The sequence below is a fragment of the Paenibacillus sp. LS1 genome, from assembly GCF_026013365.1.
Lineage (GTDB): Bacteria > Bacillota > Bacilli > Paenibacillales > Paenibacillaceae > Paenibacillus.
The window spans coordinates 94,905-107,410 of record NZ_JAPDOE010000002.1; the positions used below are offsets into that span (position 1 = coordinate 94,905).

General features: G+C 47.5%; 11 protein-coding genes. 7 read left to right on the plus strand and 4 right to left on the minus strand.

Going from position 1 to position 12,506, the window contains the following annotated elements:
• Positions 1–211 precede the first annotated feature (211 nt).
• On the plus strand, positions 212–1,351 hold the full coding sequence (locus OM416_RS09740) for a GGDEF domain-containing protein (protein ID WP_264929028.1): 1,140 nt from the start codon (positions 212–214) through the stop codon (positions 1,349–1,351).
• A 114-nt stretch (positions 1,352–1,465) separates the two neighbouring features.
• On the opposite strand, the gene OM416_RS09745 is transcribed toward OM416_RS09740, so the two are convergent.
• Together OM416_RS09745 and OM416_RS09750 are read right to left on the minus strand one after the other, a co-directional pair.
• Positions 1,466–1,987, minus strand: a complete 522-nt coding sequence (locus OM416_RS09745; RefSeq protein WP_264929029.1) for a hypothetical protein — start codon at positions 1,985–1,987, stop codon at positions 1,466–1,468.
• 71 nt (positions 1,988–2,058) lie between these two features.
• Positions 2,059–3,699, minus strand: coding sequence for a diguanylate cyclase domain-containing protein (locus tag OM416_RS09750; protein WP_264929030.1), 1,641 nt, complete (start codon positions 3,697–3,699; stop codon positions 2,059–2,061).
• A 300-nt stretch (positions 3,700–3,999) separates the two neighbouring features.
• Between OM416_RS09750 and OM416_RS09755 the strand changes: the two genes are divergently transcribed.
• The 6 genes from OM416_RS09755 to mnhG are packed head-to-tail and all read left to right on the plus strand — an operon-like array spanning position 4,000 to position 9,908.
• Positions 4,000–6,954, plus strand: a complete 2,955-nt coding sequence (locus tag OM416_RS09755) for a Na+/H+ antiporter subunit A (protein WP_264930655.1) — start codon at positions 4,000–4,002, stop codon at positions 6,952–6,954.
• Between the two features lies 1 nt (position 6,955).
• Positions 6,956–7,294, plus strand: a complete 339-nt coding sequence (locus tag OM416_RS09760) for a Na(+)/H(+) antiporter subunit C (RefSeq protein ID WP_264929031.1) — start codon at positions 6,956–6,958, stop codon at positions 7,292–7,294.
• On the plus strand, positions 7,287–8,765 hold the full coding sequence (locus OM416_RS09765) for a Na+/H+ antiporter subunit D (protein WP_062834058.1): 1,479 nt from the start codon (positions 7,287–7,289) through the stop codon (positions 8,763–8,765). The genes OM416_RS09760 and OM416_RS09765 overlap by 8 nt, the downstream gene beginning before the upstream one ends.
• A gap of 6 nt (positions 8,766–8,771) precedes the next feature.
• On the plus strand, positions 8,772–9,248 hold the full coding sequence (locus OM416_RS09770; RefSeq protein ID WP_062834057.1) for a Na+/H+ antiporter subunit E: 477 nt from the start codon (positions 8,772–8,774) through the stop codon (positions 9,246–9,248).
• Complete coding sequence (locus OM416_RS09775) at positions 9,248–9,532, plus strand: Na(+)/H(+) antiporter subunit F1 (RefSeq protein ID WP_017688855.1); 285 nt, start codon at positions 9,248–9,250, stop codon at positions 9,530–9,532. The genes OM416_RS09770 and OM416_RS09775 overlap by 1 nt, the downstream gene beginning before the upstream one ends.
• Complete coding sequence (mnhG, locus tag OM416_RS09780) at positions 9,516–9,908, plus strand: monovalent cation/H(+) antiporter subunit G (protein WP_169481694.1); 393 nt, start codon at positions 9,516–9,518, stop codon at positions 9,906–9,908. Before OM416_RS09775 ends, mnhG begins: the two co-directional genes overlap by 17 nt.
• Positions 9,909–10,059: 151 nt before the next feature.
• On the opposite strand, the gene OM416_RS09785 is transcribed toward mnhG, so the two are convergent.
• Both OM416_RS09785 and OM416_RS09790 read right to left on the minus strand, forming a co-directional pair.
• Entirely contained in the window at positions 10,060–11,232 is a 1,173-nt protein-coding gene (locus OM416_RS09785; RefSeq protein ID WP_264929033.1) for a rhamnogalacturonan acetylesterase, read from the minus strand.
• A 119-nt stretch (positions 11,233–11,351) separates the two neighbouring features.
• Positions 11,352–12,371, minus strand: coding sequence for a dienelactone hydrolase family protein (locus OM416_RS09790; protein WP_264929034.1), 1,020 nt, complete (start codon positions 12,369–12,371; stop codon positions 11,352–11,354).
• Between the last annotated feature and the right edge of the window lie 135 nt (positions 12,372–12,506).

The window sequence follows — 12,506 nt, forward strand, 5'->3', positions numbered from 1 at the left end:
ATCCTATAAAACGGAGCCTATTATCAGTCTATGACGCTCCCTAGAAAATTTGTATGTCCCTTTTCGGAAAGTTTCTGTCCTCTCTGTAATATAATGTAAGCTTACTTCTCATGCTTGAATATAATGATTTGCGTTTTGTTCATTGTGATTTATAATCATCATATACGAGAGTAATTCTGTCGTACCATTATGATGCAGTCAGCGGTGATATATGAAGAGTTTCCATACGCACAATAGCCATATTCCAACAGAATACGAGTTCAAGCATTCAAAATGGATCAAAAAAATGCTCCATGCCTACTGGATTGTCATTATGGCACATCTCGCCATTCAGATTGGCTGTTTCCTGTTTCTGGAGTATGATCGCACACCTATAGATTTCTTGATGAATGTCCTGTTCTGGCCTACGGCCATCAGCAGTTCTTGCATTTTGATCGCGAGTTGGGTTGATCGACGCTTCAGTTCATATTCCTTCTATGCCATGTCTGTAGCCAGCACGGTGATCGCCTGGACGATTATTCATGTCAATTATGACATTCGGATTATATTAGCGATCTGTCTGTTACCCATCTTCGCTTCGGTTCTGTTCTTCAGCAAAAAGAGAGTCTGGATTGTCTGCCTGATGCAGACGATTGGTTATCTTCTGGTTCTGTTCGATCCGGTTTACCGATCGTACCTCTCTTCATTTGACATGGTATCCATTCCGGCTTTTCTAATCCTTGGTACATATGTAGCACAGGTTATCGTAACCAGCGGAGTCGAAGTGCTGGACGACCTTCAGGCAAGCATGCTTGCCAAGCAGGACCTTATTGTGCGAAACGCCATTATGACCAAACAGTCCAAAACAGACGGTTTAACCAACCTCTATAACCAAAGCTCATTCAAGGATTATTATGAAAAAGCATTCGAGTACGCCAACAGCGGCATGAGTCTGCATCTGGCTCTGATCGATATTGATGATTTCAAATCCATTAATGACACGTATGGTCATCGGGTTGGAGACATCATTCTGGAGAAAGTGTCGCTGATCATTCAGGAGACGATTACCTCAAGTGATATTGCAGCACGCTATGGTGGCGAAGAGTTCGCATTATTGATGTTTGAGCAGTCTTTCGAGCAGGCATATGCCCTAGTGGAACAGATTCGTCAGAAGATTGCCCTAATGGGTCATCTGGAACTTGAAGGAGCTACAATTACGGTGAGTATCGGCCTCAAAAGCTACAGTCCCAATCTGAGCAAAGACAAATTGTTCGAGGAAGTGGATGCCTGTCTGTATGCCGCCAAACGAACGGGTAAAAATAAAACCGTTACATCACTTGATCTGACTTCATCCCTCGTTGCCAAAACATAACAAAAAAGTTGTGCTGTACACCGGAATTACGGTTGTACAACACAACTTTTTTTGTGTTTTCTTATGATCAGCGAGCTGATCTTTTTATCTACATCAACATTTTAATTCTAGTCTTCATTCCGCCCATTCCCAGCGATGACGATTCTGCTCCAACCCAGGATGCAAGTCTCCGGACGATCCGTCAATGATGAGACGCAGCTCTTTGATCCAATCCTTGAAGGAATCAAATGAAGCAAACATATTGGCCATCTCTACCGTCAAATAAAGAAAGTGAGGGGCCGGGTATTCCGCAGTGATATGACGCAGCGCGCTATCCACAGGCGTATATTTTTTTCTCTTGCCCTCCAGTCCTTCCACGCGTATACGGGAGGTTGGATGTTCCCGCCGCCAATCATGCAGGCGATCTTCTCTTTTGTAATAGGCTTGTATCGTATCCTTGCTCATTCGCTTGAACGTGCTCTCGTGTAAAGGATACAGCACGAGCTGTACGAATGAACGGGTATCCGCCGTTGCAGCGGCGCGTTCAAGTTGCTCATCTGTCACATGTTCGAACGAGTCATAAAAAGTCAGTGTGCCTTTGCGGCTGGCCGCAGGCGGCTCATAACCGTAAGGTACTGAAGTATATTGTCCAGACATTTCACCCCTCCTTGTCTATCCACAGATTCGTACAAAGGTGATTGAGAACTCTCAGCTAATGCTATTATACGCTAATTACCCTGCTTCAAATCGGAATAAAATGTCATTCTATTCTTACCTGCACGTTTGGATTCATATAGAGCTTCGTCCGCCATCCGGATAATCTCACTTGGATTGTTGCTGTTAGTTGGATATTCGGCACCTCCGATGCTACATCCAATCCGAATTCGCTCGTATTCAATAATAAACGGCTTGTTCAGACTTTGAATGATGGCTTCTGCATAAGCGCTGGCTTCTTCCCTCGGATGACTTCCAACAGACCGAAGTACAATCAGGAATTCATCTCCACCTAACCGGACCGTTATGCCCTTCTCCTGACCTAGAGCAGACAGTCGCTGGGCTACCTTCTGAAGCAGTACATCTCCAGTCTGATGCCCAAGAGTATCGTTGACTCGTTTGAATCCATCCAGATCCAGATAGAGGAACGTCAGAGTGTGATTTTCACTTTCGGTCTCCAGTGACTCTTCCAGATACGCTTCCAGGGCAGTACGATTTGGCAGACTGGTCAGCTGATCAAAATGTGCCAGATTCTGCATCACGACCAGCTCCGAGTCTTTATTCATAAGAGAGGTCACCATATCCCGTAGCGAACGGGACAACACTTCGATTTCCTTAATTCCTTTATTCTCGGGAATCTCAAGAGCGTGTCCTACTCGCAGTCGATTGGCTACTCTGGTAAGACGCACAATTGGAGCGGAGATCAGACGCGAGACAAACCAGCCAATAAGTGCAAATAACACGGTAACGGCAAGTCCTGCCCACACATTAAACCACATCAGGTCAAACACAGAAGCAAACGCCGTAGACTTGACTTGACGGATAACTACGGTCCATCCTAATCCGGGATAATCCAGGTGACCCTGACTGTAAGCAAACCCTGTCACATAGTCATTCCCATCAGGCCATTCTTCGATGGACCAACTGCTCTGGTTGCGCTGGGCTTCTGCGATACCGGGTAATTCCAGCGGTTTACCGATCCATTCCTTCGGTCCTAGCAGCACGGTATGTTCCTTTTTGCTCACAATAAAGAACTCAATGTCCTTTTCCTCCCGTTTCAATGGGGCGAGCACCGATTCCTCCACTTCCTTCGCCCAGGCCCAGCTTAAATGTGCAGCAAGCACACCTTGGATATGACCTTTGCTATCCTTCAGCGGGAAACTGATATCGACAAATTGCAACGGCTCTCCCGTTGGATTCGGAAGCAACTTGGCAAGAAGTACTGCATTATGCACATCTCCAATAAACTTACCCTTGATTCCCTCCTGATACACAGGTCGCTCCGATAAATTTTCCCCAAGCAAGATGCCGTCCGTCGCAGCTAACACTTTTCCCTTCGGGTCCATGAATCCAACCCATGAGAATGAGGGAAAGCTATCTTGTAGCTGATCCAGCAACATCTGAATCTCAGCTGGTTTGAATCCATCTTCCAGCGCAGCCATGCGGCCAAGCAGATCCAGTTCACCCGCGCGAGCGGACATAAACCGATCCAGCTTGTCCGAAGCCTGGGATGCCGTGCCTGTAAGCGAGTGACCAATCTCAGTCTCTACAGCAACAAATGACTTTTGGCTAAATATAGACCCAATCGTCAGGGTAACCAGTAAGGATAACACAGCGAAGATGACTGTAAGAACGGTTCTGATTTTGAATGACATTATTTCCTCCATTACACGGTGAAACCATCTTGCTTCTCAACATAACTATGCTGCAAAGGGTACACGGGATGTCACCTAATCGTTTTCCTATTTATCGGATCTTTTGTGTTTTTTCATTATACATGCCCATACAATATTATACTGAAATCTTCACCGTGTTTCTTCCATTCAAAGAATAGACACGATTCTGTATATACATACTTGGGTTATGAATATAGAGAGCAAGCATATCCTTTGAGGATCATGCGCCTGTATGTCACAGAGAGAGTCATCGAAATAATAAACATTGGGGGTGTAATGTTGAGCCTGCTTCATGTTGCTGTTATTCTGCCTTTTGCGGCTGGCATTCTTCTTGCCACGCTGCATCGTTTCTTCCGTAAATTACATTTGGGATGGCCGGTTCTCCTTGTCCCGGCACTATTATTTGTATACTTTGCGAGCCTCATACCCGCTGTGTCCCAGCGCAACACCGTATCCGGAAATATCCCATGGATTCCTTCACTGGACATTGGATTTAACTTATATCTGGACGGTCTAAGCCTGATGCTGACACTGCTAATCACCGGAATCGGTGTGCTCGTTGTTCTCTACTCCATCTTCTACATGGATATGAAAGAAGCCCTGAACCGCTTCTACCTGTATCTGTTGATGTTCATGGGAGCCATGTTGGGCGTCGTGCTGTCTGATAATATGATCGTGCTCTACGGATTCTGGGAATTGACCAGTATTACGTCATTCCTGTTGATTGCATTTCATTACAAACGTAAAGCCTCGACTTCAGGAGCACAAAAATCATTCCTGATTACGGTATTTGGCGGTTTCGCCATGCTTACCGGATTCATGATGATGTATCTCATTACCGGAACGTTCAGTATTCGTGCAACCATTGCAGGATTGGGGCAGTTTCAGGAAAGTGCACTATTTCTGCCAGCGCTTGTCTTGATCCTGATTGGAGCTTTCACCAAGTCAGCCCAATTCCCGTTCCATATCTGGTTGCCGGATGCCATGGAAGCTCCTACACCAGTGAGTGCCTATCTGCACTCAGCCACGATGGTTAAGGCTGGACTGTACGTTGTGGCCAGGTTCACACCGATCTTCGGTGGACAGGGACTTTGGTTCTGGCTGGTCACCAGTGTTGGTCTTCTGACTCTGTGTTATGGATCATTCCTGGCGGTGAAAAAAAACGATCTCAAAGCGATTCTCGCCTATTCGACCATCTCTCAACTTGGTCTGATCATGTCCCTGTTCGGGGTTGGATCTGCTGCTCTCTACTTCGGATATGGCGAGTCCTCTACGATGTACACCGTGGCGATAACCGCTGCGCTGCTTCACCTGTTTAATCATGCGACCTTCAAGGCCGCTCTGTTCATGGTCGTAGGCATTGTCGATCATGAAACGGGTACACGTGACATTCGGAAGCTCGGTGGACTTGCATCATTCATGCCAATCACTTTCACCGTAGCCCTGATCGGCTCACTTGCCATGGCGGGTATTCCACCGTTCAACGGATTCCTGAGCAAGGAGCTATTTTTCCAGGCGATGGTCGAAGTCACGCATCTGCGCATCTTTGGACTTGGGTCCTGGAGTGTTCTACTGCCGGTATTCGCTTGGCTTGCAAGTGTGTTTACCCTGATCTATGCGCTTATTATCGTGTTCAAAACATTCCTCGGTCGTAGCCAAAGCGAGATCCCTGCCGAGAAGCTGCACGAAGCGCCTGCCGGTATGCTCATTCCGCCCGTTGTTCTCGGTATTCTTGTCATCGTCTTCGGACTCTTTCCGAACCTGCTGGCAGGATCACTGATCGAACCGGCAATGGCCGCTGTGCTTCCTTCCCTGTTGAACGGGAACGAGCGCTTCGATGTACATTTCTCTCTGTGGCATGGATGGACTCCGGAACTCATTATGACGATCGGAGTCGTGATTCTCGGAATCACTCTCTACAAGCTGTTGCCACGATGGAGGAATATTTATGAGCATTATCCACAAGGATTAACGATTAACAATATGTACCATGTGGTGTTGGATAATCTTCAGCATTATGCACGCAAATGGACGGAAGCCTATATGAATGGCTCGGTTCGTAGTTATCTCGTTTATATTTTCTCATTCACAGTCGCCTTACTGGTCTATGCCTTCTTCCGTTCAGGCGAAAATATTACGTGGAATCTGCAGGGCAATGCGCCCTTCTCATTCTATGAAGTCGTCCTGCTAGTCACCCTAATTGGTGCCGCGGTTTCGATTCCATTTGCCAAGAACAGACTTTCGGCAGTCATTATGACCGGAGCGGTAGGTTACGTCGTAACCCTGCTGTTCGTACTCTTCCGGGCACCCGATCTGGCACTTACACAGATGATTGTTGAGACGGTATCTGTTGCACTGTTCCTGCTCTGCTTCTACCATCTGCCTGAACTGCAACGTGGCAAATCAAGCCGCAGATATCTCACGGTGAATATGATCGTAGCGATTGCAGTCGGAGTCGTGATGACCTTTGTTGCGCTAGCTGCAAGTGGAACAGCATCACTGGAGAGCATTTCAACCTTTTTCCTTCAGGAAGCATATGACTCGGCCGGCGGTAAAAATGTCGTGAATGTATTACTGGTAGATTTCCGTGGTTTCGATACGTTATTGGAAATCATGGTACTTGGTGTTGCTTCATTGTCCATCTATTCCATGATTAATCTGAACCTCGAAGCGAAGGATCTTGGAGCCCGATTGAAGTTCCGCAAGAAGGAGGAAAATCAGGATTCCGAATCCGATCTGGATGATGAAACGGATAATACGAAAAAGTATGGTAACCGGGAACGCAGCTCATCCTCGTGGGATACTGTACCGTTACAGAGTAATGATGTATTACTGCAAACGACTACCAAAGTCGTTGTGTTCATCATACTGACGTTTGCCATGCACCTGTTCTTCGCAGGACATCACAATCCGGGCGGAGGCTTCATTGGCGGCTTAGTCACAGCTGCAGCACTCGTGTTGATAGCCCTGGCATTCAGTACAGATACGATACGCAAAGCGTTACCCGTTGACTTCCGAATTCTAACAGGAATCGGCTTGGGTATAGCCTTACTTACGGGCGCGGGTTCATTTATATTCGGAGTCCCGTTCCTCAGCCAAACCTTCGGCTATTTCGAACTTCCTTTACTGGGAGAGACAGAACTCGCCACGGCCATGCTGTTCGATCTTGGCGTGTATCTCGCTGTCCTGGGTGTCACCATGACCATCATTCTACAGATCGGGGAGGATCGCTGATATGGAAATATTGATGTGTGTAGCCGTTGGCATTCTGTTTGCGGTTGCCGTCTTTTTAATCTTGTCGCGGAGCCTGCTCCGAATCGTACTTGGTATGTCCATACTAACCCATGGCGTGCATCTGCTATTGATCACCATGTCACGTCTCAAAACCGGGTCACCACCACTCCTTGGGGAGATGGCTGAACGCTATGTCGATCCTCTTCCACAGGCGCTGATATTAACATCCATTGTAATTAATTTTGGGCTTACTGCCTTCTTCTTCGTTCTCTCCTATCGCTCCTATCTGAAGCTGAAAACAGACGATATGGAAGAAGTAAGGGGGCGCCCATATGAATAATCTCGTCGTCCTGCCGATTCTGTTGCCTTTGATTACAGGTGTTCTGGCTTTGCTCTTTTTCCGAAAAACAAATATCCAGCGAATCATTAGTGTCATCGGACTTTTGTTTACAGCAGCGGTCTCCACGATACTCATTACACGGGTAGCTCAAACTGGAGTTCTAACGCTTAATATGGGCGGATGGGCACCTCCCTATGGTATTGTGCTTGTTGCTGACATGGTATCGGCATTGCTTGTCGTCGCCGCTTCCATCATCGCACTGGCGTGTCTGCTGTATGCGTTCCGCAGTGTGAACAAGGAGCGGGAAGAACATCACTTCTATCCGTTCTTTCATTTCCTGATCGCAGGAGTTAACGGTTCATTCCTAACCGGTGACTTGTTTAACCTGTTTGTCAGCTTTGAATTGATGCTTATCTCTTCTTATGCACTGATCGTATTGGGAGGTACGGAAAGACAGCTGCGTGAAACGATCAAATATGTCTTGATTAACATCGTTTCTTCAGCACTGTTTGTCGCTTCCATCGGCTTCCTCTACTCCATTACTGGCACACTGAACATGGCGGACTTGTCCGTCAAAATTGCTGAAGTGGGACAGAGCGGGGTCGTTACCCTGATTGCCGTACTCTTCCTGATCGTATTTAGCATCAAGGCCGGACTGTTCCTGTTCTTCTGGTTGTCAGGCTCTTATGCGGCGCCACCTGCTGTCGTCACTGCGTTGTTCGCAGGATTGCTCACCAAGGTTGGCCTGTACGCGATTGTGCGAACATTCACACTGATCTTCTATCATGATCCGGATTTCTTCCATGCACTGATCGGATGGATGGCAGGTGCCACGATGGTTCTTGGTGTCATCGGTGCGATCTCGTATCGCGATGTAAACAAGATTCTCATCTACAATGTGGTCGCAGGCGTAGGGTTTGTCGCTTTCGGTATGGCATCGGCCAGTCGTCCAGCACTGGAAGGTCTGCTCTTCTATATGCTGCATGATATGTTGATCAAAACATTGCTCTTCCTGCTCGGCGGTGCCTTGATCGCTGTTGCCGGAACATCAAAGCTCGACAACATGGGCGGACTAATTCATCGTTATCCGTTGCTCGGCTGGATGTTCTTCATCAGCGCACTTGCCTTGGCAGGCTTGCCTCCATTCAGTGGTTTTCCGGGTAAGTTGCTTCTCTTCGAAGGTGGCTTACAGGCAGGGTTGTATGGTCTAACTGGTATAGCGGTGCTCTCCAGCTTGTTGATGTTATATTCGGTACTGCGCATCTTCATACAAGCGTTCTGGGGCGAACCGCCTGCCGGGGTTACAAGACGCCCTTACGCGGTGAACGGCCTGCTGATTCCTGCCGGAATTCTGTTTGTATTCATCATCGTAATGGGTGTGGGGGCTGAAGGCATGTTCCAGTTGACCTCCCGCGCAGGCGATATTCTACTGCATCCCAATATTTATATTGATGCCGTATTGAAGGAGTAGATGTCTATGGCCTTTCAGATTGTACTGAATCTTATCATTGCCTTTGTATGGATGTTTCTGAACAATGCCTGGAATGGTGTTGGTTTTCTCATAGGTTACCTGCTCGGACTGCTTCTCATCGGGGGGATGCGCCGATTCTTCCCCCAGCGCTTCTATATTGTGCGGGTCTGGGCCATCATCAAACTGATTAATCTGTTGTTCAAGGAATTGGTGCGCGCCAGCATTGAGGTTATACGCCAGATTATCAAGCCCAAGCTCGATATACGTCCGGGTATTTTCACATATAAGACTGAATTGTCCTCGGATTGGGAGGTTACCCTGCTCTGTCTACTCATCTCATTGACACCAGGTTCCCTGCCGCTTGAAATCTCGGGTAATCAACGCAAACTGTTTATCCACGCACTGGATATCAAGGATGAACAGAAACTGAGAGATGATATCCAAAACACATTTGAAAAAGCAATTATGGAGGTGACGCGTTAATGTTATCCTCACTGTTGTTCATCTCATTGCTCATTCTCTCCTTAGCCATTCTGGGTTGCTTGTACAGGGTGCTTCGGGGACCTTCCATGGCTGACCGGATCACGGCACTGGATACCATCGGGATCAATGTAATTGCCATCGTCGCCGTTCTGTCGATGATGCTGCAAACCCAGGCCTATCTGGATATCATCTTGCTGATTGGTATTTTAGCTTTTCTAAGTACGGTGGCATTTGCACGTTATATTGAACGGGGGGCGGTATTCAAAAATGATGGAGATCGTTAATGTAGCCGCTGAAACAGCTATAGGTCTACTGGTACTGCTTGGTGCATTACTTAGTGCACTCAGTGCGTTCGGACTTATTCGACTGCCTGACGTATATCTGAGAGCCCATGCCGCAACCAAAAGTATGACGCTTGGTGTGTTCTGTGTACTAAGCGCTACGTTTTTCTTCTTTTGGTACTTCGACAACTACATCAGTGCACGCTTGTTGCTAGGTATCCTGTTCGTATTCATCACGGCTCCGGTCGCCGGACATCTGAACGGACGGGCCGCCTATCGCACAGATGTACCATTATGGGAGCAAAGCGTTCAAGATGAACTGGAACCTTTGTTAAAAGGGAAAAAAGTGAACCATGAAGCCAAGGACATGATGGAGTAATCCTAAGCCTGGGCATAACGAATACCCCCGAGGATCAGCCGCCCGTTTGGCGGTATGTTCCCGGGGGTATTTTTTATTTTTTCATACACGGTTCATATCAAACACTGATCATAATGATTATGCAGACAGATTGGCAGATTAGATCCCATCGTCAGAATCCATTCAGTCCCTGTCTTCTCAGATCTTCGGCAACAATGCGCGCAAGTTGTGCAGCACCCTGGCGATTCGGATGCAGACTATCCCCTGTCATATACAGAGCGAGTGTTGCTGCTGGACCAATTGATGTGAAATAGGCAGAACTCAATTTATTCAATTCAACAAGAGTGACTCCTTCTTCCTGAGCCAGTGCACGGGTGGATGGATTGTACCAGCGGTTCTCCGCCTGATGCACGTTGGATGAATTAAAGTCTGTTGCCCGGCCTTGAGGGGTGGAGAGGATAACCGTCGCTCCTTTATTTTTTGCCTGGCGCACCATATCCCGCATAATCTCTTTGAACTGAACCTCCGTTGTATTGTTCTTGGCATTCGTATCGTTAATTCCGAATTGCAAAATAAAATAATCTCCCGGTTTGATATACTTCAGAATCGCCTCCATCTGACCATCATCGCGGAAACCTCTCGCAAATTGACCACTTGACGCCATATTGCGAACCTGGAAGGTGGCATTGTTCACATAAGACGGAAATAGCTGCCCCCAACCTCCTTGTACACTGCTGCCAAGCGGATAATAATTGCACACCGTTGAGTCGCCACCAATGTAGATCGTGCGATTGGTTACCGTCTGATTGGACAACTTACGGATTTCGAGTGCACTAAGTGTGAACGCAGTGCCTGTCTTTCCTTCTGTAATGAGCAGATTTAATTGTCCGTCGGTTATCGGAATTTGAAATTGATCCGTCGCCCCGTTGCCCGTCATATTAATGATCTGGTATACACCTTCTGCAGCCACACTCGCTCTGGCTGTGTTGCCCAGGACCACTTTGACTTCATAGAGACCATTGGACAGATCCACATTGAACGTATTGGTGCTCTTCGTCCCAAATGTTAGAAACTGCACGGCGTCACTCATCACTCCGCTTCCAGAGGCAGACACATTTCGCATATTGGCAGGTGTGTTGAACCCATATCCTTTCATTGCAGTATAACCATCTCCTGCGGACACGCCCGTGTAACCGCTCTCAACAGGACCCGAACCAAAATCAAATCTGTAATTGTCCGTTGCAGCTTCGGCAACCTGCACCCCGTTGCTTCCCAGGCCTACGCCGATCGTACTTGCAAACAGAATAAGACACAGTAGATATTTTACGGATGTTAACCATTTCATCACTGAGTTCTCCTCTCGAATCAGAATTATATTAGCTTCGCTTTTTTAGGTTTTTTCTATCTTCTCCGTTATCGTGTAAATGATTAGTTCAACTTATTTAGAGGTAATAAGCCTCAGTTTCACAGAACTTGGTCAAGCCAATCATAGGCTTTCGCTCCGCTAATCTCATGTCCACCTGTAAAGAAATCCGCATCCAACGATTCTTCTGCTCCCGCCTGCTCATATATGTGTGTCAAACGCGTATACGCCTCTCTTGCTGTAACAATCGGGAATACCTGGTCATCACTTCCGGCTTCTATAAAGAGTGCCCTAGGCACAATTAGGCCGATGATATCCGGCAACTCCGCTTCACGCAGGATTCCTGGCACATAGTTATCCAAACAATGGTTCCGATCCAGTATGCTGCCCTGGAAAGTACTTGCATAACCACTCACGACAGCTGCACGGAACCGTTCATCCAGTGCGGCTGTAAATGCGGTCACCAGTCCACCGCCCGAAATGCCCATACTTCCGATTCGCTCCGAATCCACTTCAGCCCGACTCGATATATAATCCAGTACACGGGTTGTTTCGTATACCCTATGCCCCGCAAGGGTCTTCCCAACCATGAGCAGATGCGCTGCGATCTTCGTACAGGAACTTGCTCCTGGTGGCGCATCGCGATCCTCTTCCAGTCTTCGATCACCAAATCCGAGCAGCTCTGGAGCAGCAACCACATATCCCCGCTTCACAAGAGCTACTGCAAAGTCCTTGTGTAACCCAGGCTCTCCTATCCGTGGTGATCCATCAGGCTCCATTCCGGATATCTCCCGGCTGCCGTAACCGTGCCCATGACAAGCAACGATCGCAGGTTTCTTCGAATCGGTAGCGCTTACATCATTTGGAATCAACACATACACAGGCATGCGAAGTCCTGCATAAGTCGTGATCTCTATTCGTTCGCGGATATATCCGTCACATGTAATGCGCTCAAGTAATACAGGATCGAGTGCTGCTGGCATGGTTGGAAAACCGCCCAGTCGTTCTTTCACGCGTGTACGCAGCTGACTGCGCCATAACTCCATAGGTTGATCTGCTTGATACGCGGAACGACCTCGAAGATTCGTTTGTTGTTGCAGATAGGCTTCTATATCCGACATGGTCCTGTTTCCCTCCTGTTTTTCGTAGGATAACGTAGATGAAAGATTGTCATAAGGAATTGATCCCATCCATTATAGGACTTTAACTCGCCCAAAAATTGAACATGTTTGCCTGTTTTGAATGGAATCACATGA

What these genes read in the sequence shown, in the direction of transcription:
- OM416_RS09785 (WP_264929033.1), bottom strand. Translation starts at nt 11,232, where the DNA reads ATGAAATGGTTAACATCCGTAAAATATCTACTGTGTCTTATTCTGTTT.
- mnhG (WP_169481694.1), top strand. Translation starts at nt 9,516, where the DNA reads ATGATGGAGATCGTTAATGTAGCCGCTGAAACAGCTATAGGTCTACTG.
- OM416_RS09770 (WP_062834057.1), top strand. Translation starts at nt 8,772, where the DNA reads ATGGCCTTTCAGATTGTACTGAATCTTATCATTGCCTTTGTATGGATG.
- OM416_RS09740 (WP_264929028.1), top strand. Translation starts at nt 212, where the DNA reads ATGAAGAGTTTCCATACGCACAATAGCCATATTCCAACAGAATACGAG.
- OM416_RS09765 (WP_062834058.1), top strand. Translation starts at nt 7,287, where the DNA reads ATGAATAATCTCGTCGTCCTGCCGATTCTGTTGCCTTTGATTACAGGT.
- OM416_RS09775 (WP_017688855.1), top strand. Translation starts at nt 9,248, where the DNA reads ATGTTATCCTCACTGTTGTTCATCTCATTGCTCATTCTCTCCTTAGCC.
- OM416_RS09750 (WP_264929030.1), bottom strand. Translation starts at nt 3,699, where the DNA reads ATGTCATTCAAAATCAGAACCGTTCTTACAGTCATCTTCGCTGTGTTA.
- OM416_RS09760 (WP_264929031.1), top strand. Translation starts at nt 6,956, where the DNA reads ATGGAAATATTGATGTGTGTAGCCGTTGGCATTCTGTTTGCGGTTGCC.
- OM416_RS09790 (WP_264929034.1), bottom strand. Translation starts at nt 12,371, where the DNA reads ATGTCGGATATAGAAGCCTATCTGCAACAACAAACGAATCTTCGAGGT.
- OM416_RS09745 (WP_264929029.1), bottom strand. Translation starts at nt 1,987, where the DNA reads ATGTCTGGACAATATACTTCAGTACCTTACGGTTATGAGCCGCCTGCG.